The organism is Chryseobacterium sp. CFS15, assembly GCF_031118795.1.
GTDB classification, from domain to species: domain Bacteria; phylum Bacteroidota; class Bacteroidia; order Flavobacteriales; family Weeksellaceae; genus Chryseobacterium; species Chryseobacterium indoltheticum.
In genome coordinates, this window is record NZ_JAVHYL010000011.1 from 13,445 (window position 1) to 32,475 (window position 19,031).

The window sequence follows — 19,031 nt, forward strand, 5'->3', positions numbered from 1 at the left end:
TTAGGAATTTTGTAATAAAATTGTCTTTAAAGTTGTCTTTTAATTAAAACATAAAATGAAAAAATTAAATCTGCTTAAAACTCGACTAAAGTTTTTTATTACTTCCGCTATTTTTTTCTTTTCAATTCTAAAATTAGGTGCTCAAAATCTGACTGCGCAACAATTTGTTGAAGATTTAGAATTTCTAAAAAAAGAATTACCCAAAAGACATAAGAATCTGTTTGCAAAAATTTCTGAAGAAGAATTTAATCAAAAAATTGAACAAATAGCGCAGAAAAGCAAAACATTGAATAATGAAATTTTTGAAATTGAACTTTACAAATTAATCAAAGAAATTGATGATGAACACACAAGAATTGAGCCTATCTACAAAACAAAGTTCCCCATAAATTTTGATTTTTTTAAAGAAGGGATCTATGTAACAAAAACAGATTCCCTGCATTCTAATTTACTTTATACAAAACTTAACGGAGTAGAAAACAAAACGACCAATGACATAATCAAAGACTTTAGAAAAATCATAAAAAGTGATAATCAATCTTATTTTGAAATTTATTTTCAAAACTTTATCAATAATCCAAGAGTTTTAAAAGGTCTGAAAATTATAGAATCATTGACAAATGCAAATTTCATTTTGAATCAACAAAAATATTTAATTTCTTCGGTACAAAAACATAATTTCCACGAACCGTTTTCAAAACTTTTAAGATATAGAAACAACGATAAGTATTGGTATGAAATCATTGATGACGGAAACATAATATATTTTAATTATCAGGATTGCTCAGAACAAGATAATAAACCGTTTACTGTTTTCAACGATGAATTATTCAGGGATATTGACAAACATCAACCTGAAAAAATAATTCTTGATTTAAGAAATAACAGCGGTGGAAATTCGGCGATTTTAAAGCCATTTCTTGATAAATTAAGTGAAAATTACATGAATAAGAAAGGTTCTCTTTATGTTTTGATTGGAAAGAAAACTTTTTCCTCTGCGTTAATGAATGCGGTTGACCTAAAAAGAAATTTCAACTCGATTCTTGTAGGAGAACCAACGAGCGGAAATGTAAATCATTATGGGGAAACAAGGGGATTCCGTCTTCCAAATTCGAAAATTACAGTAGGATATTCAACTAAATATTGGGAAAATTGGAAAGGTTATTCGGGTCCTTTACTTCCGGATATTAAAATAAAGTATTCAATAAAAAATTTCAAAAAAAATATTGATGAAGCAATTGAATACATAAAAAATGCGAGATGATTTATTTATAAACAAAAAAAGAGAAACCTCACAGTTTCTCTTTTTCTATATTCTATCCAAATTTCTTTTTTCTTAACCAGAAGAATAATCCTCCTAAAAGTCCAATAATTGCTAATGGCAAAAATAAATTCAGGTATTGCCAATTTGTTCTTTCATCGGCGATTCTGTGACGATCGAGAAGACGTTCTTCAATGTTTCTGTTTCTGAGTTCCATCAGATTGCTGTCATCGAGAAGGTAATCTAAGGCATTTCTCAGGAACTGTTCGTTACCAAACTGTTCGTCAGTCAGCATATCAACTCCCAAAGGTAAAGCTTGACCTTTAATGATTTTATTTCTTCCTACATCACCGTCTGCAATCACGATCATTTTATTTTCCGGACTTGTTGCCTTAAAGCCTGGATAAGATTTTCTTTCGATTCTTGAAGCATATGCAGAATTAAATTTTCCTTCCAAAGCAACGGCAAAAATTTTCGGTGTGCTTGGCTTTTCCATCTGTCCGAGACTGTCTACGCTGGAAATTTCTTTTAATTCAACATAATTTGGAACCTGCTTCAATAAAGTTCTTTCACTCGATTCAAATAAAACATGAGTTTTAAATTTTCTTCCACCCAAAGTATCTATTGATGTAGGAAATTCTAGTTTTACAGGGTTAATATTCTTCGTAATCGGATGATCGTGTTCTGCAATTCCTAAAGGAAAATAAGGCCACGGAAGACTTGTATATTGTGCGTTTCCTCCTACTTCACCGGTAACGAGTTTTAAAAGTGCATATTTCTTCACATCTTTTACCAAAGCCGGATTGATTCTTAACCCATAATTAAAGAAAAAATCGGTCATATTAATATCAACAGGGAAAGGCATGACTTTTTTAGATCTCGTCAAAGTATCCATTTCAGCATTTACGGCATCAATCATCCAAAGTGTTTTTCCGCCATTCATGATGTACTGATCAAGAATTACTTTTTCACCGTCGGTGAAAGCTTTTCTAGGTTTTGCAATCACCAAAGCGCTCATTTGTTTTAGTAAAGGAACATCTGCCTGAGTGATTTCCACATTATTTTTAGGAACAATGGGTCCCGCATCATAACTTTCTAATGCAAGATTCATAAATCCTTCAAATTCACGAGGGTTTAATTCGTCCTGATTGACAAGAATTCCTACTTTTTTTCTTTTATCTGAAGCAACTGCTTTGATGTTTGAAACTAAATTGTACTCTAAATTTTCAATCGATTTTCTCAGCTGCTCTTCTGCATTGATGTTCGACTGCTGTACCACCAACGGAATAGAAACGCCTCTTTGGTTGTACTTTACAACAGCGTAAGGAAATAAAGTGATCTGCGAAACTTTTCCGTCTTTGATATCCGGAAGTATCGAAGGCTGCATTCCCATTGCCATCAAAGTATCTTGCGACATTTTTGTTTTTATGGGATCGATGAATTTAAAATCTATTTTTGGATTGATCTTTCTGAATTCTTCAAGCATAAACTTAGTTTCACTCTGCAGCTGTTTAAAGCTTGCCGGAAAATCTCCTTCAAGGTAAACATCTACCGTTAAAGGCTTTTTAACAGATTCTAAAACTTTAATTGTGCTATCTGAAAGAGTGTATCTTTTTTCTTTTGTTAAATCTAATCTGATGCCCGAAAATGCTAGAATTAATGCAACAGCAAAAGTTACAATCAATAAAATGGCAAACGGAGATTTTAGGTTGATCTTCTTCATGTTTTTACTTCTTTTTATTGATAAAATGATTAGACAAAGTTAAGGTAAGACCGATGATGAAAACAAAATAGGCAACATCTTTAAAATCGATAAGACCTCTTGTGAAACCTAAAAAATGTTGATAAAAACCTACATTCTGTAAAATAAAATCTGCTCCGCCTAACAATTTATAACTCGCCAACTGCTCGATTCCGAAATACATGATGAAACACATGAAAACTCCCAACAGGTAAGCCATGATCTGGTTTTGAGAAAGCGATGAAGCTAAAATTCCAACTCCTGAAAATGCAGCAATCAAAATAATTAAACCAAAATAGCTTCCGAAAGTCATTCCCATATCGATGTTTCCTTCAGGAACTCCCAAAACGTAAACCGTATAAAAATAAATTACCGAAGGAATCAGACATAAAATTCCGACAACCCAAACGGAAAGAAATTTCCCTGAAACCAAATCTGAAACTTTCAAAGGCTGAGAAAACAACCAGTTTAAAGTTCCCGTTTGCTGTTCTTCCGCAAAAGTTTTCATCGACAACGCCGGAATGATAAACATCAGTAACCAAGGTACCAAAACGAAATAGCTTTGTAAAGACGCCATTCCGATGTCGAAAATATTAGAATCATTTTCGAAGAAAAACAAAAACAAAGTTGTTATCAGACTGAATGCCGCAATGATGATCCACGCGCTCCAGTTGCCAAAATAACTCCAAAGTTCTTTTTTTAAAATTGCAAACATGTTTTATTTAGGTTTTAGGTTATAGGAATTAGGTTTTAGATAATTGGTGTTATATTAACTCACAATTGACCATTCACTATTAACGTTATTAATTTTTACTTGGCTCTTTTTACTTTTTACCTTTCCCTTTCTTATTCACGAGCTTCACCGTCATCATGATTAAAAATACCAGAACGAAAAATCCTACGATTAATTGCCACCAATATTCAATAACCTGATATTTTAAAATAACGGTAAACACGACCAAAAATAAAATAAATGTGGCAATTTCGTTAGCCTGTCTTAGTTTTAAATTGGCTGTTTTTAAAGTATTTCCGTTAAGCTCCACTAATTTTTTCACTTTTTTCCAGCACCAATAATGGTAAATTGCCAATCCGATCAGGAAAGTTAGTTTTAAATGAAACCACGGCATTTTCATTAAGCCCGGATTTAAAAAAATCATGACCAAACCACAAACTGCCATGATTACTCCGGCAGGAACGGTGATAATGTTCCATAATCTTCGAGCCATAAACGTGTATTGCTCTCGCAAAATCGTCTTTTTTTCGTCTGAAAAAGCATCGGTATCTTTATAGTACACAAAAATCCTTACGAGATAAAAAATTCCCGCAAAATAACTGACCATAAAAATAATGTGTAACGCCTTGATGATGGTATAAAGCATCGTAAAAATTTGAGTGCAAAGATAGTTTATTTCAGAAAAAAAGTGAATTTTATATGAGAAAATGATGATTAAAGAAGATTAATTGAATTATTTTAAAATTTAAAAATAAGTTTAATATCAATATTGAAATTAAAACGAACGGTAGAACCTTCTCTGTTTAGTAAAAACTGGAATGGCAATCCATCAGTCGGTTCATATCCTTCTTCTCGATTTATCATATTGTTGTAAGAAATATCAGTTTGCCTGATTCCGAAACCAATTTTAGGCATAAATCCGAACCAGGACGATTCTTTGTGAAGCATGATGCTGTAATTGATGTTTAATCCCGCTTTAGTTCGTTTGTAATCTGCAGAACTGAATGAGTAATAGCTGTCATTTTCATCATAATAATTTCCATTGACATTATCACCTTTATGATTCAGGTAAAAAACTTCTGCAGAAACGAGATGTTTCAATCTAGAATCGGGATTTAAACTGTAAAAAACTTCCGGCCGAATTTCAAACATATTAAATTTCCCTTTGAAATCATTATGGTTAAAAGGCGTAATTTCTTCAGAACCATATCCTACTTCTGCACCCAGCCACCATCTTTCAGACAATTTTTGCATGTAACCAATGTTATATCGCTGATCCCGAAATGGTGAAAACGTACTTACCGTAATAATCGATTTAAAATCTTCAGACTGCGCAGAAAGCTGACTTCCTAAAACACAAATAAAAAACAGGAATAAAGTTTTTTTCATCAAAAGATTTTCAAAAGATTAATCTGCTAAAAATAAAACAATTCTGTATTCGCCAGCAAAATAATTTATATTTCTGAAAATAATTATTTATTAAAAGAAACACTGTCTATTTTTTTTCCATCAGTGTATTTCTTAATATACTTCAGCTTTCCGTTTTTATCATAAAACTTCCAGTCTCCGAAATAATACCAATGGCGCTCGGTTTCAGAAATATCAAGTTTTGTTTGTCCTCGCTCCATAATATTTCCATTTCGATGATAAACGAACATTTTGGTTTTCTTTCTTCCAATTTTTTCTTTTTGATATAATTTATCCCCTACAAATGTTTTCCAGACTCCCACTTTTTCGCCCATCTTGTATCTTCCTGTAGTAACCAAAGTTCCTTCTTCGGTAGGATATTCTTCTTTCCACTTTCCGTGTCGTTTCTGAACTTTATCAGAGATTTTAATGTATTGATTGGTTTTGGTTTGGCAAGAAACGAAAACAAAAATTGACAGCAGTGTTAGTAAGATATTTTTAAGCATAAAAAAACAGAATTTCAGTAAATATAGAAATTCTGTTTTTATTCTACAATTGTAGAAGTGTTTATTTTTAAGAAATTACGCCTAATTCTTTTCCTACTTTTTCAAAAGCAGCAATTGCTTTATCTAAATGCTCTCTTGTATGTGCCGCAGAAAGCTGAACTCTGATTCTCGCTTTTTCTTTCGGAACTACCGGATAGAAGAAACCAATTACATAAATACCTTCATCCATCAGTTTTTCTGCCATTTTTTGAGCCAATTTTGCGTCGTATAACATTACAGGAACGATTGCAGCATCTCCATCAGGAATATCAAAACCTTTTGCTTTCATTTCCGTTCTGAAATATTCTGCATTTTCCATTACCGTATCACGAAGTGAAGTGTCGTCAGAAATCATTTCTAAAACTTTCAAAGCTGCACCAACAATTCCAGGAGCCAATGAGTTTGAGAACAAATAAGGTCTAGAACGCTGTCTCAGCATATCAATAATCTCTTTTTTACCAGACGTAAATCCGCCTAAAGCACCACCCAAAGCTTTTCCTAACGTAGAAGTGATAATATCTACTCTACCCATCACTTCGTTGGCTTCATGCGTTCCACGACCTGTTTTTCCAATGAAACCAGTAGCGTGAGAATCATCAACCATCACCAAAGCATCATATTTATCAGCTAAATCGCAAACTCCTTTTAGGTCTGCAACAATTCCGTCCATTGAAAAAACTCCGTCTGTAACGATGATTTTGAATCTGTGATTTTTTTCGGAAGCCGCAATCAACTGAGCTTCCAAATCTGCCATATTATTGTTTTTGTAACGGTATCTTGCAGCTTTACAAAGACGAACTCCGTCAATAATTGAAGCATGATTCAGTTCATCTGAAATAATCGCGTCTTCGTCTGTAAACAAAGGTTCGAAAACACCACCGTTTGCATCAAAACACGCTGCATAAAGAATCGTGTCTTCAAGACCCAAAAATTCAGCAATTTTTTCTTCCAACTGTTTGTGAATATCCTGAGTTCCACAGATAAAACGTACCGAAGACATTCCGTAACCGTGAGATTCTATCATATCCTGCGAAGCTTTCATTACTTCAGGATGATTTGATAATCCCAAATAATTATTGGCACAAAAGTTCAGAAGCTTTTTTCCATTTGCTTCTATTTCTGCACTTTGCTGAGAAGTGATGATTCTTTCTTTTTTAAAAAGACCGTCATTTTCGATATTTTTCAGCTCGTTCTTTAGATTTTCAAGATATTTTCCGGAGATCATTATAATTAAATTTAAGTTGCGCTAATTTAATAAAAAGGCATTAAACAAAATACGTTTCGGTACCATTATTGATTTTTTGGGTTATAAATTATTAAAAAATCCAAACCAAATAGTCTACTAATTTTGTAGAATAATTATTACATTTGACCTTTCTTAATTCTTTATAATGAAATTGACACCGATAAAAAGAGTACAGAATATCAGTTCAGATGAATTTATTACCAATCACATGAAAGTCTGTAAACCTGTTATTTTAAAAGATTTTATAGAACAAGACAGTCCGGCTTTCCAAAAATGGAATTATGAATATTTCAAAGAAATAGCAGGTGAAACCAAAGTAAATATTTACGGCAGCGAATTGGAATCTATTGACAGAGTTGCCAGTAAACCTGTGGCAGAAACCACTTTTTCAGAATATTTAGATTTAATCAGTACAAAAACTACAGAATACCGCCTGTTTTTATTTAATCTTTTGACCCTAAAACCAGAGCTTAAAGATGATCTTCATTACAATGATGTGACGAATGGCAGGGTTTTAAAATGGCTTCCATTTATGTTTTTTGGTGGAAAAGGTTCTATTACTAGAAACCATATTGACATTGATATGTCTCACGTTTTCATCACACAATTTCAAGGAATTAAAAGAATCTGGCTTTTTCCTTGGGAACAATCTGATTTGATGTACAAACTCCCGTATAATTTTCACAGCCTTGCTAATCTTCAGGAAGTTGATTACGAAAAATATCCTGCTTTGAAATTTCTTAACGGCTACGAAGCAGTGATTAATCCCGGAGAAACTTTGTATATTCCTTCCGGTTGGTGGCATTATATTCAATATGAAACTGAAGGATATTCCGTATCCGTCCGAGCGTTACCATCAAGTTTACTCGAAAAATGGAGAGGTTTTAAAAATCTAGTCATCATCAGACATTTTGATAATGCGATGAGAACAGTTTTTAACGAAAAATGGTTTAATTACAAGGTGAAAATTGCTAACAAACGAGCTGAAAAAGCAATGAGTAAAGCTGGATGATGGATGCAGGAAGTAAGATGTTTTAATTAGCCTTCGCTTAAATCTTCACAAAATCAATAAAACTTCAGAAATTAACGACAAAAAATCTTTTTATCAATTCGATAACGTCCCACTTCCATCATCTATCTTCCGGCCTATAATATTATTTCTTGATAATTTTCTTGGTAAATTCTGAAGTTAACGTTTTTACTTTCACCATATAAACTCCAGAAATAAGATCTGAAACGTCAATTTTTTTTCCATTAGAAATTCCGGTTTCATGAAAATTTTTAATTAAACTCCCTTTTGCATCAAAAATTGTAATTGAAGTGATTTTACTTTCTGTTTCAATAGTTAATGTTTCTGCCGTCGGATTTGGATAAATTTTTATCGCTTCTTTTTTCACAGTTTCATCAGTGGAAAGCACCGGAAGATTATTGATCTGAATATTATCAACTCTGAAACCAGTCCCGTAATCATCATAAACGAAATCGATCGCCTGTACATTTTTATTAATTCCCAATGCCCCCGAATAAATCTGAGTTCCATTTGCAAAATACTGTAAAGTATTATCAGATTGCTTAATGATTATTTTCAAATTATGCCATTGATTCGCCGCTAAAACAGGACCGTCTGCCAATCCCGTGGCCGTTCTGTAGCTTAATATTCCCGTTAGATAATCAATCTGAAAAGAGGCTGTATAATCTGAAATTAGTGCATTATTGTAAATTGCTATTTCATAAGATGAAGAATTGAGTCCTGCAAAATTATAATCAAAAGATATCTCAACATCGTTGCTGGTCACAAAACTTGTAATATTCTTTTCAATTCCGCATGGATCTTGTACAACTCCGGTACTTAACATATTAAATGAATTTGTTCCGTCGGTGGAATTAGAATTAACAACCGTCGCATTAGCAGCCGGAACTCCGCCCCAGTTTGTCCAACCCTGTTGTCCACCTAGATTTCCAACAACATATCCTTCTGAAGTTTCAAAAGAGATTTTTTGCATCTGCGCTTTAAAGTAAAACGCTCCAAATGACAGACTTGCCATTACAATAAATAGTTTTCTTTTCATAGGAAATATTTAACAATTAATGAATCAACCAGTTGTAATTGTAAAGGGTTGCAAAAGTAGTACCTTATTCTCAGTAATTTAAATATTTCTTTTTATATTTAATTAATATTCAAAATTTATAAATTACGACACTTGTATCATCAACAGCTGACATGTATTTTCACGAAATCAATTTCACAATATAGAGAAACAAAAAAAGCCTTCACGAATGAAAGCTTTTATGATAAAAAAACAATAATTTGTATTATTTTTTGATTTCAATTTTTTTGTACACAATTCCCTGAAAAGATTTTATTCGGTCTGCGCAGTCGTCTGAAACAGGTGTCATCACAAGATTCTCACCTATTATTTCATAATTGTATTTACCTTTGGTTCCCACATTGCAAGGTGTTCCACCAGATTTTTTTTCAATATTGATGTCACCATTATTCAGAGTGTAATTCATCGTTTCGATGATTTTATCTCCCTGCAGCACATCAAATTTATCTTTAGAGAATTTTAAAATAATCTCTGTTTCCTGAGGAATTTTTGCTAAACCATTCCATTGCGTATCCAGTAAAGGATTGTCTGATTTTTTAGACTCACAAGAAACAACATTCAAGATTAAAAATGTCATTAAAAGGAATTTTAAAAGAAATAAATTTGTTTTCATACGTACTATTTTTATGTATTTTAACAAATATACACTGAAAATCAATACAATAATTTATTTTTTATTCTTTTACGAATTTTAAATTTGAATTTAATATTTTAATAAAATAAACTCCTTTTTGTAATATTGATACTTCAATCTTTTTATCAGTTTTACCTTTTTTCACTAATCTTCCGTCTGCTGTGAAAATCTGATAGTCTGCTTCTCTTTTTAATCCGGAAACAAACAGATTTTCTTTAACCGGATTAGGGTAAATGCTAAACTCTTCATTTTTAAAATCTGCAGTGCTCAAAGTATTATCCTGGGAAACCGTAGAGTTTTTTTCTAACATCTGATATTCATAATTAAACTGTACGCTAGCAATAGGGAAAGTTACAGATTCTGTGAAATACTGATTATTTGAGGTATTATTTAAAGCAAAAAAAGCAGTCTGCCCGCCTGTTCCGGTAACTTTTATAGGTAAAGGCATCTCAAAAAAACTAACTGACGAGTGGCTCTGAGTTTGTGAAGCCTTAAAAGTCACTTGATTTCCAACCTGTTTCCATCGGATGTCATAAGTAGGATATCCTTGCCCGTAAATCCAGTCATTAAAAAATTCTGTAAAATCTTTTCCGGTCGAAGTAAATAAAGAAGAATTCAAATCGGCAGTTTTCACATAGTTATAAGCCAGATTTGGTCTTGCGTGATAGTCTTTTAATGCCAGATAAAATACCGTATCTCCCAAAATCCATTTAATCATTCTTACGACATATCCTCCTTTTGAATACGATAATCTTCCGCTAAAAATAGAATTGATGTTTCCCAGATTACTATCTGCAACGTAAACACTTCCACCGCTTACACTTGTAATGTAATTTTTTTCACCTAAAAGATAATTGAGAAAATCGGCATTGTTCATGATCAGTTTTTCATACGCAAGATGCTCTCCAAAAGTAGCAAAACCTTCATTCAGCCAAATGTCGTTCCAGGCTCCGCAAGTTACTTTATCACCAAACCACTGATGTGCCAATTCATGAGCAATGAGTTGCTTACTCCATGATCCCATTGACGACATGGTTTGATGCTCCATACCACCACCAGCTTCAAATTCCATGTGACCATATTTTTCATTGCGGAACGGATAAGGTCCGAAATAATTTTCGAAAGTATTCATCACCGTTTTTGTCCAATCGATATTCGCCATACTTGTTGCATTTGCATTCGTAGACGGATATATATAATTTACAAAAGGAAAAGGTGGATTTCCCATTGTATCATTTAGTTTTACAAAATTTGTAATTGAAAGTGCAATCAGATAAGCCGCCGTCGGATATTGTGTTCTCCAGAAAGTACGCTTTTGACCGTTTCCTAAAACAGTTTCAGACATCAATTTCCCATTTGCTGCAACATTATATTGAGCAGGAGTCGTTACTTTAATATCAAATCTTTCAATTTTATCATTTAGACTTTGTTTTGTAGGAAACCAATCCTGTGCACCATAAGGTTCATTTAAAGTTGAAAGAATTGGTGTTCCGCCTTGAGAACCGTTGAAAAATGCATTGCCTGCAGTATTTGGAGCTCCGTTGTATTGAATAGTTAAAGAATCTAAAACATTCGCGGGCAAAGAAGCTGTAAAATCTATTTTTATCTCTTTAGTTGGAAGTTGCTGAAAAGCAAGATTCTGACCGTGAAAACTTACCTGAGAAACATTGAGGTTAAGATCAAGATCAAAATAAATACTATTCAATGCTTGTGTTGGCTTGAAATGAGAAGTTACCGATCCCGAGATATTGTAAACAGCAGGATCTATAGTGACCTCCATTCTCTGATACTGAAGATCGTAGTTCAACGTATTAGGATTAATATTTCCTGCAGCCATTTTAGCCGCATAAGATTTCATTTCTTTTTTTAATAAACCTTTTTTTTCTACATTCTCATTTTGCTGTTGAGCCGATAAAGTATTCATAAGAAAGATACTTATGCATAAAATATAAAATTTTCTCATTGTCAGATAATTAGAGCTTAAAGATAAAAAAAACCTTTCAATCAAAGATTAAAAGGTTTCTATATGAAATTAATATTTTTTTTAAAGATCCAAAGCCGGTTTAAGAATTGTTTCCATCTTGCTTTTCACCTGTCCTACTGATCCTGAATAATTATTCACCATCAAAGAAAAAACGAGTGTTCTTCCAGAATTGGTTTTTAAATATCCTGCTAAAGTTTTTACTTTATTTAATGTTCCTGTTTTTGCAAAAACCTGTCCGTTTCCTTCTCCCAAAAACATACTTTTAAGCGTTCCTGACTGTCCGCCAATCGGAAGAGAATTAAAATATGCTTTGTAAAATTTCTCATCCATTAAAGATGTTAAAAACTTTACCTGAGAAATTGGTGTTACATGATTACTTCTAGACAACCCACTTCCGTCCATATAATTTAACCCTTCCAAATCAAATGCAATATCTTTTAAGTGATTATTAACCACGATTCTACCCGATTCTGAAGTCTGATCACCCATTTTCTGGAAACCTACTGTTTTAAGCAAAGCTTCGGCTAATGAATTATCACTTCTTTGATTGGTATAGTAAATGATGTCGCCCAAAGTCGGAGATTTATACGTTGAAATCATCTTTCTAATTTCAGGAGATGCATCTGTCATTTTAGGAGTTACTTTTCCGGTAACTGCTACTCCACTTTTCACCAAACTTGCTCTGAATGAATTGGCAAGGAATGCGGGTGCATCTGGTAATTTTGTAGTTAAAGTACCGTTCCCATCGTATTTCTCGGCATACACCATCTTGTTGGCATACGGCGAAACATAGAAAAATCTTTTATCAGCAGCAGGATTTATTGATTTTTTTACAATCAGTTTCTCGTTTGCAGGATTGATTTCTCGTGTTGTACCAACCGGAAGATAATAATTATTGTTTTCTAGCCACACAACATTTTCCGGAAGTACTGAAATGTTACCTTTGAAAAGCGCTGTCTGAATAATAATGTCACCATTTACCTTTTTGATACCTTCACGAGCCATTCCGTCTGCGAAATCTGAGACAATATCTTTGTAAGACCAGGCTCCTGCCTTATTGGTTCCCAACGATGGGTCACCACTTCCTACAATATAAAGATTCCCGTTTAAAGTTCCGTTCTCATCGATCGCTCCCGAATATTCCAACTGCGTCATCCAACGGTAGTTTTCACCCAACATGCTCATCGCAGTTTCGGTAGTTAACAGCTTAGTTGTAGAAGCGGGAACAAGCGGAGTATTTTCGTTATAAGAAGAAATTATTTTCTTCGTTTTCGGGTCGTAGACCACAAATCCCCAGGTTGCATTTTTCAACACGGGATCCGTCATCATTGTGTTTACACTGATATCTACAAGTTCTTTTGGCGACAAAATAGCTTTTTCCACATACGCAGCTGGCGATGGAAGGTTTAAGCTTGTTTTATTGTCGTAATTCTGAGAGTAAAGAACTGTAGAAACGGTCGATTGAGCAAGTAGAAAACCAGCAGTCAGAACCGTAATACCTGAAATATATTTTCTGAAATTTACCATCTAATTTTTTCTTTTGTATATATTTTGGATTAAGTAAAGAACAATTAGTTAAATCATTCATCGCATTCCAAACATATAGTCAACGTCCAAATGTAGAAATTATTATGGTATGGTAGTTAGGTAGACTATAATAAAAGGCTATAAATTATGTTAAAGTTTGTTAAAAATCCACAAAAACATCTTTTTTAATGCTTTGATAAGCAGTGATTTCGTCAAATTCCTTTAAACTTAGCAAAACTAAACTTTTAAATTTGTCATAATTTTTGCCACGCGGAAGTTTTAGCATTACCTGAAACTGATACAAATTATTTAATCTGGCAATCTGCGATCTTTCAGGACCTAAAATACAATCTTCAGGAAGATATTTTCTTAAAACCGATCCTAAAAACTGCGAAGCACGATTCACTTTTTCATCCCTTCTGTGTTTCAGCTCAATCATAATTAATTTTGTAAAAGGCGGATAATTAAATTTCTGACGTTCGGTGAGGAAATACTTATAAATTTTCGAAATATTATTCATTTTAATCAATTGAAAAACAGAATGATCCGGATTAAAAGTCTGAATTAAAATTCTGCCTTTTCCGGAAACTCTTCCCGCTCTTCCGGAAACCTGTGTAATCAGTTGATAAGCCCTTTCTTCTGCTCTGAAATCCTGCACATACAGCATAGAATCAGCTTTGGGAATCGCCACCAATTCGATATGATCAAAATCCAGACCTTTTGAAATCATCTGAGTTCCAACGACAATATCGGTTTCTCCGTCCTCAATTTTTTCGTATAATTTTTCGTAAGCAAATTTCTTTCGCATCGAATCAACATCCATTCTGTCGACTTCATTGTCAGGAAAAATTTTAGAAATTTCTTCATGAATCTGCTCAACTCCCACTCCTCTTTCATTGAGGTTTTCAGAATAACATTTTGGGCAGGTTTTCGGCTTCGACGCTCTTTGTCCGCAATAATGGCATTTCATTTCGTTTGCAGCTTTATGATACGTCATTACAACATCACAATTTGAGCAGTAATTCACATATCCGCAAGATTCACATTCCAAAACACTGGCGTAGCCACGACGATTATGAAGAATCATCGTCTGATTTTTTTCTTCTAAAGTTTTTTTAATTTCCTCAATTAATTTTAGAGAAAAATTTCCCGAAACTTTTTTAGAATCCTGAGCTTCTTTAAAATTAATAAGTTCAAACTCCGGAAGCTTTACATTCCCGAATCTTTCATTGAGAAAAATATATTTCATCTTCTCTTTTCGAGCTAAATAATAGCTTTCAACAGAAGGTGTTGCCGAACCTAATATTACATTTGCGCCATAAAAATTAGCCAAAACCAAAGCAGCATCTTTTGCATTGAAAAAAGGAGAAACTTCTCTCGGTTTATATCCGGAATCATGCTCTTCATCCACCACAATCAATCCTAAATTCTGATAAGGCAAAAAAAGAGCATTTCTCGTTGCGATAAGAATTTTGACGTCGTTATTCTTTATTCTTCGCCAAATTTCAACTTTCTCAAAATCAGTTAATTTCTGATGATAAAACCCAAGTTGTCTTCCGTATTTTTTTTCTAATCTCTGAGTGATTTGCTTTGTTAAAGAAATTTCAGGAAGCAAAAACAAAACATTTTTCCCTTCCGAAATACATTCTTCGATTTTCTCTAAATAAATATGTGTCTTTCCGGACGAAGTTACACCATGCAGCAACACATTTTTGCCTTCTTCAAACGCTTCATCCACTTCACTTTTTGCAGATTTCTGAATTTCTGTAAGCTCTTCAACTTCTTCTATTTCGCCTTCATAGCTTTCAATTCGGTCTTTCTGCATATAATATTCTTCAACCAAATTTTTATCTGCCAAAGATTTAAAATGCGAACTCGCAAAATAACCGTCCTCAAACAATTCTGATTTTTTGATATGCAAATCAGGATTTTCTGTCTGCTTTTCTAAAATATGCAGAAAAAGATCTTTCTGTTTCTGAGCTCTTTTTAAACTTAAAAGAATTTCTGTAAGGTTGTTATTTTTTAAAACCTCATCAGTGATTTTTACATAAGCAACTTCTTTCGCTTTGTATTTTTCAGCAATCTTTTCGTCGATTTCGATATATTGTAAATCGATCAGTGAGTTGATGGTTTTAATGATATCTTTTTTCGGAATAAACGCTTCAATATCCGTTAAGTTAATCAGCTGTCGAACTTCTAACGCCTGAATAAGGTACATTTCGTTGACGTCTAAATTTTCAAACTCAACGGTAATATTGGGTTTTAATTTTAGATAGGTTTCACTTTCCAGTTTTAAAGAAGACGGAAAAGCAAACCTGTAAATTTCACCCAAATTGCAGAGATAATATTCTGAAAGCCATTTCCAGAATTTGATTTGCTCAAGCGGTAAAATTGGTTGTTCATCTAAAATACTGATCACCTCTTTTGGTGCAAACTGAGTAGGAACTTCATCATGAAGCTCAAAAACAATTCCGGTATAGATTTTTTTTCCACCAAAAGGAACCAAAACTCTCATTCCGAGTTGAATTGTTGATTGTATTTCTTCCGGAACTTTATATGTAAAAGTTCCTTTCAGATTGAGCGGCAAAATAATTTGAGCGTATTGCAAGGGAATAATTAAAATGTAAAATTAGATTTTTATTCAGAGAAGTGCAATTTTTGTTGATGCTGAATTCTTTAAAACATTAAGAATATTGAGTTTTAGGAAGAGACATCATTTATATTTTTTAAGATTTACCATGGTAAAATTAAGCAATTTAATGGTTCAAATAATCCCTAAACAATTAATTGGCTCAGAGCGTGTTTTATTAATCAAAAATAAAATTTTTAAGACATTTTTCTTTCCCCAACCCTAAAGGGCTGAAAAATATCTTAAAGTCGCACCAAATTTACTCCTTTTAAGGTAGAGAAAGTAATTTGATAAAAATTTAAATAGGCTCTTAGCGGTTAATTTAAAAGATAAGTTCAATAATCTGATACCAAATTGCCGAAGTAATAAATCCAACAAGGATACTGAATCCGATGATCAGATTCGTCAGTTTTGTATTAAGCCTAAATTGTTCGGCAATAATACTTGCAGTAACAACCGTCGGCATTGCAGCTTCAAAGACAGAAATTTTCGCAACATCACCTTTAATTCCGAGTAATAAAGCTAAACCTAAAATCATTATCGGAGCTAAAATTAATTTATAAAACATGGAAGCCGAAATCTGTGGCAACAATTTTTTCCAACCATTAAATTTCAACTGCAATCCAACAGAAAATAAAACCAACGGACTTACAGTCGCAGCCAGTTTATCAAAAAATGGCTCTGCAAAAGTAAAATCGATGAATTGAGATAAAATCAATGCAGCAATGCAACCGATCAAAGGCGGAAAAGTAACCAGTCTTTTCAGAATAAAAATGGCGCTCACTTTTCCGGATTTGCTTCCGCCTTTTACTGCAGCGATAATTCCCAATGTGGAAAGTGCAAAAAACATCGTTTGATCACAGATTATCGCAATACTTAAAAGACTTTCGCCATAAAAAGCTGAAATTAAAGGAAACCCAATGAATGAAGTGTTACTGTAGCCACTTGCCAGTTCCAATGTACTTCTCGATCTTCTGGAATAGCCTTTTTGTCTGCTGTAAAACATCATAAAAAAGAAACATCCAATCGCAATTACAAAAGTTGAAAGTATTGGAAAAAGCATTTCTGCAGACCATTGAACCTTGGGTAAATATTTAAAAGAAACTGCAGGAAGTGCTAAATAAAGAATCCAGGTATTGATGCCTTTGTGTGCATCGGGATGAATAGATTTTGTTTGTTTGAAAATCATTCCTGCCAAAATACAGACCGCAATTAAAACAAAATTTACCATATTATCAAGACTTTACTTCTTTTACTTTGTCTTAATACAAAAGTAACAAAAATCAAGACTGGAAACTCCGACTTACTTTTCACATTAATTAAACCTGTTAAACTCTGCTAAAATTAAAACGCAGATATTCATAATATAAATTTCTAATTCAAAAAAACTTTATCTTTGCGACTATGATTTTACGAGGAGAAAACTTAATCAAAGAATACGGTCCCAAAAAAGTTGTAAAAGGCGTTTCTGTACAGGTTCAGCAGGGAGAAATTGTAGGTTTGCTTGGTCCGAACGGAGCCGGAAAAACCACTTCGTTTTATATGATCGTAGGTTTGGTAAAGCCTACTTCAGGAAGAATTTTCCTCGACAAACAGGAAATCACTACCGATGCAATGTATCGCCGTGCTCAAAAAGGTATTGGTTATCTTGCTCAGGAAGCTTCGGTTTTCAGAAAACTTTCTGTGGAAGATAATATTCTTGGCGTTTTGCAGCTTACTAAACTTTCAAAAAGAGAACAGCAAATAAAATGCGATGAACTGATTGAGGAATTTTCTCTGCAACATGTTCGTAAAAACAGAGGAGATCTTCTTTCCGGAGGGGAAAGACGTAGAACCGAGATTGCAAGATGTTTGGCGACAGACCCAAGTTTCATTCTCTTGGATGAACCTTTTGCGGGAGTTGACCCGATTGCCGTGGAAGATATTCAGAAAATTGTAAGAAGTCTGACCGATAAAAACATCGGAATTTTGATTACCGATCACAACGTACAGCAAACTTTAGCAATTACCAATAAAACTTATATTATGTTTGAAGGAAAGATCTTGAAAGAAGGTCTTCCTGAAGATTTGGCAAACGACCCGCAAGTAAGAGAAGCATATTTGGGAGAAAACTTCGTTTACCAAAGTATTTTTGATAAGCCAAGTAAGAAAAGTTACGCTTACAATATCTGGGCAGGAAATTTTGATTCTAAATCGCAGATGCAATCTTTCGTCAACGAAAACTTTGCACAGTTTGATGACCTTCGATTGATGCATGGTTTTGAAGACATTAGTTTTGCATCTTTAGGGAATTCAGAGATTGAACATATTTTCAGTGATGTAGTTGATAAAAACGCCAACAATTCTTTTGTATTCCAGAAAAAAGAAATCAATTCATATTATTCTTTGGAACAGGCTGAAGCAGATTCTAAAGCAGCCAGTAAATCTGAATTGCATTATCTGACGACTTATGTTTTTGAGGGATAAATCTTAATTTACTATAAATGTTTTTTAAAAATTTATTCAAAAATAAAACGCCTAATGTTTATTCTAAAACAGATAGGTTGACAAAAATTGAATATTTTGAAAAATATCAGATTAAAGAATTATTCAATCTATTGCATCAAGCCGAAGAATTACTGGAAGAAATTTCCATTGAAAATTCAAATAATGATTTATTAAATTTCAAAAAACTTTTTATAGAAGAAGTTTATGAATTGGAAAGTGATAATATAGCTGATTTTACAAATATTTGGAATTGGTTTCAAACTAATAAAGAATGGAATCAATTTACAGGTTTGAAAGGTGAAAAAATTGGTGTTAAGATTTTACATATTATAACCAAATGGAAAATTGATGATGATTTCATTCCGGGATTTAAAATTTCATTAGAAAATGAATATGGAGTTATTCTCGAAAAACAAAAAGAAAATAATTTTGGAATCATTAGATGGGATACTCCAAAAGAAGTTGATGAAGAAGATTGGATTGGAATGTTTGAAACTTTTAAAAAGATAGGAGGAAAAATTATTGATCAAAATCATCAGTTTAAATACATTAATGATGATGGAAGTTTAAAGAATCAAATTTAAAACAAACAAATTATTTGCTAAAAAACATAATAAAACGTACCTTTTCTCTCAGAAACGGTACGTTTTTCTTTTAAACCAAATCATGGCAAAACCTTTTAACAGAACTCTTACTCTATTTGGAATTTACAAACAACTAATTCCTTTT

15 protein-coding genes and 1 pseudogene are annotated in these 19,031 nt (G+C 33.1%); 4 read left to right on the forward strand and 12 right to left on the reverse strand.

What is annotated here, in order from left to right; translation table 11 throughout:
* Positions 1-55: 55 nt before the first annotated feature.
* Positions 56-1,264: a hypothetical protein gene (locus OH814_RS16220; RefSeq protein ID WP_308828878.1), complete on the forward strand. Its 1,209-nt coding sequence runs from the start codon at positions 56-58 to the stop codon at positions 1,262-1,264.
* A gap of 52 nt (positions 1,265-1,316) precedes the next feature.
* Here OH814_RS16220 and gldG read toward each other — a convergent pair whose 3' ends face one another.
* From gldG to kbl, 6 genes are all read right to left on the reverse strand, one after another.
* Complete coding sequence (gene gldG, locus OH814_RS16225) at positions 1,317-2,984, reverse strand: gliding motility-associated ABC transporter substrate-binding protein GldG (protein ID WP_115619649.1); 1,668 nt, start codon at positions 2,982-2,984, stop codon at positions 1,317-1,319.
* Between the two features lie 4 nt (positions 2,985-2,988).
* Positions 2,989-3,717, reverse strand: coding sequence for an ABC transporter permease subunit (locus tag OH814_RS16230; protein WP_076562211.1), 729 nt, complete (start codon positions 3,715-3,717; stop codon positions 2,989-2,991).
* A gap of 109 nt (positions 3,718-3,826) precedes the next feature.
* Positions 3,827-4,381: a CopD family protein gene (locus tag OH814_RS16235; RefSeq protein WP_308828879.1), complete on the reverse strand. Its 555-nt coding sequence runs from the start codon at positions 4,379-4,381 to the stop codon at positions 3,827-3,829.
* A 92-nt stretch (positions 4,382-4,473) separates the two neighbouring features.
* Entirely contained in the window at positions 4,474-5,124 is a 651-nt protein-coding gene (locus OH814_RS16240; protein WP_308828880.1) for a hypothetical protein, read from the reverse strand.
* An 83-nt stretch (positions 5,125-5,207) separates the two neighbouring features.
* Positions 5,208-5,648: a hypothetical protein gene (locus OH814_RS16245; protein ID WP_308828881.1), complete on the reverse strand. Its 441-nt coding sequence runs from the start codon at positions 5,646-5,648 to the stop codon at positions 5,208-5,210.
* 67 nt (positions 5,649-5,715) lie between these two features.
* A complete protein-coding gene (gene kbl / locus OH814_RS16250; protein WP_123885559.1) occupies positions 5,716-6,912 on the reverse strand; it encodes a glycine C-acetyltransferase in 1,197 nt (398 codons plus the stop codon).
* 166 nt (positions 6,913-7,078) lie between these two features.
* Between kbl and OH814_RS16255 the strand changes: the two genes are divergently transcribed.
* Positions 7,079-7,945 (forward strand): cupin-like domain-containing protein, encoded by an 867-nt coding sequence (locus OH814_RS16255; protein ID WP_308828882.1) that lies wholly within the window; start codon positions 7,079-7,081, stop codon positions 7,943-7,945.
* A gap of 142 nt (positions 7,946-8,087) precedes the next feature.
* Here the strand turns inward: OH814_RS16255 and OH814_RS16260 are convergent, their stop codons facing one another.
* From OH814_RS16260 to OH814_RS16285, 6 genes are all read right to left on the reverse strand, one after another.
* Positions 8,088-9,002, reverse strand: coding sequence for a T9SS type A sorting domain-containing protein (locus OH814_RS16260; RefSeq protein ID WP_308828883.1), 915 nt, complete (start codon positions 9,000-9,002; stop codon positions 8,088-8,090).
* 244 nt (positions 9,003-9,246) lie between these two features.
* Positions 9,247-9,618: a hypothetical protein gene (locus OH814_RS16265; protein WP_308828884.1), complete on the reverse strand. Its 372-nt coding sequence runs from the start codon at positions 9,616-9,618 to the stop codon at positions 9,247-9,249.
* Between the two features lie 97 nt (positions 9,619-9,715).
* Entirely contained in the window at positions 9,716-11,599 is a 1,884-nt protein-coding gene (locus OH814_RS16270; protein ID WP_308828885.1) for a M1 family aminopeptidase, read from the reverse strand.
* A gap of 120 nt (positions 11,600-11,719) precedes the next feature.
* Positions 11,720-13,186 carry a D-alanyl-D-alanine carboxypeptidase/D-alanyl-D-alanine-endopeptidase gene (gene dacB / locus OH814_RS16275; protein ID WP_308828886.1) on the reverse strand — a complete coding sequence of 489 codons (1,467 nt, stop codon included), beginning with the start codon at positions 13,184-13,186 and terminating at the stop codon, positions 11,720-11,722.
* 160 nt (positions 13,187-13,346) lie between these two features.
* Positions 13,347-15,794, reverse strand: coding sequence for a primosomal protein N' (gene priA / locus OH814_RS16280; RefSeq protein WP_308828887.1), 2,448 nt, complete (start codon positions 15,792-15,794; stop codon positions 13,347-13,349).
* 343 nt (positions 15,795-16,137) lie between these two features.
* On the reverse strand, positions 16,138-17,046 hold the full coding sequence (locus OH814_RS16285) for an AEC family transporter (protein ID WP_308828888.1): 909 nt from the start codon (positions 17,044-17,046) through the stop codon (positions 16,138-16,140).
* A 173-nt stretch (positions 17,047-17,219) separates the two neighbouring features.
* Between OH814_RS16285 and lptB the strand changes: the two are divergent.
* Both lptB and OH814_RS16295 read left to right on the forward strand, forming a co-directional pair.
* Positions 17,220-17,945, forward strand: a pseudogene (gene lptB / locus OH814_RS16290) (LPS export ABC transporter ATP-binding protein); the annotation flags it as partial.
* Positions 17,946-18,298: 353 nt separating this feature from the next.
* Positions 18,299-18,886, forward strand: a complete 588-nt coding sequence (locus OH814_RS16295; protein ID WP_308828889.1) for a hypothetical protein — start codon at positions 18,299-18,301, stop codon at positions 18,884-18,886.
* Positions 18,887-19,031 lie beyond the last annotated feature (145 nt).

What these genes read in the sequence shown, in the direction of transcription:
- OH814_RS16230 (WP_076562211.1), bottom strand. Translation starts at nt 3,717, where the DNA reads ATGTTTGCAATTTTAAAAAAAGAACTTTGGAGTTATTTTGGCAACTGG.
- OH814_RS16245 (WP_308828881.1), bottom strand. Translation starts at nt 5,648, where the DNA reads ATGCTTAAAAATATCTTACTAACACTGCTGTCAATTTTTGTTTTCGTT.
- gldG (WP_115619649.1), bottom strand. Translation starts at nt 2,984, where the DNA reads ATGAAGAAGATCAACCTAAAATCTCCGTTTGCCATTTTATTGATTGTA.
- OH814_RS16270 (WP_308828885.1), bottom strand. Translation starts at nt 11,599, where the DNA reads ATGAATACTTTATCGGCTCAACAGCAAAATGAGAATGTAGAAAAAAAA.
- OH814_RS16285 (WP_308828888.1), bottom strand. Translation starts at nt 17,046, where the DNA reads ATGGTAAATTTTGTTTTAATTGCGGTCTGTATTTTGGCAGGAATGATT.
- OH814_RS16295 (WP_308828889.1), top strand. Translation starts at nt 18,299, where the DNA reads ATGTTTTTTAAAAATTTATTCAAAAATAAAACGCCTAATGTTTATTCT.
- OH814_RS16255 (WP_308828882.1), top strand. Translation starts at nt 7,079, where the DNA reads ATGAAATTGACACCGATAAAAAGAGTACAGAATATCAGTTCAGATGAA.
- OH814_RS16220 (WP_308828878.1), top strand. Translation starts at nt 56, where the DNA reads ATGAAAAAATTAAATCTGCTTAAAACTCGACTAAAGTTTTTTATTACT.
- dacB (WP_308828886.1), bottom strand. Translation starts at nt 13,186, where the DNA reads ATGGTAAATTTCAGAAAATATATTTCAGGTATTACGGTTCTGACTGCT.
- OH814_RS16240 (WP_308828880.1), bottom strand. Translation starts at nt 5,124, where the DNA reads ATGAAAAAAACTTTATTCCTGTTTTTTATTTGTGTTTTAGGAAGTCAG.
- OH814_RS16265 (WP_308828884.1), bottom strand. Translation starts at nt 9,618, where the DNA reads ATGACATTTTTAATCTTGAATGTTGTTTCTTGTGAGTCTAAAAAATCA.
- kbl (WP_123885559.1), bottom strand. Translation starts at nt 6,912, where the DNA reads ATGATCTCCGGAAAATATCTTGAAAATCTAAAGAACGAGCTGAAAAAT.
- OH814_RS16235 (WP_308828879.1), bottom strand. Translation starts at nt 4,381, where the DNA reads ATGCTTTATACCATCATCAAGGCGTTACACATTATTTTTATGGTCAGT.
- OH814_RS16260 (WP_308828883.1), bottom strand. Translation starts at nt 9,002, where the DNA reads ATGAAAAGAAAACTATTTATTGTAATGGCAAGTCTGTCATTTGGAGCG.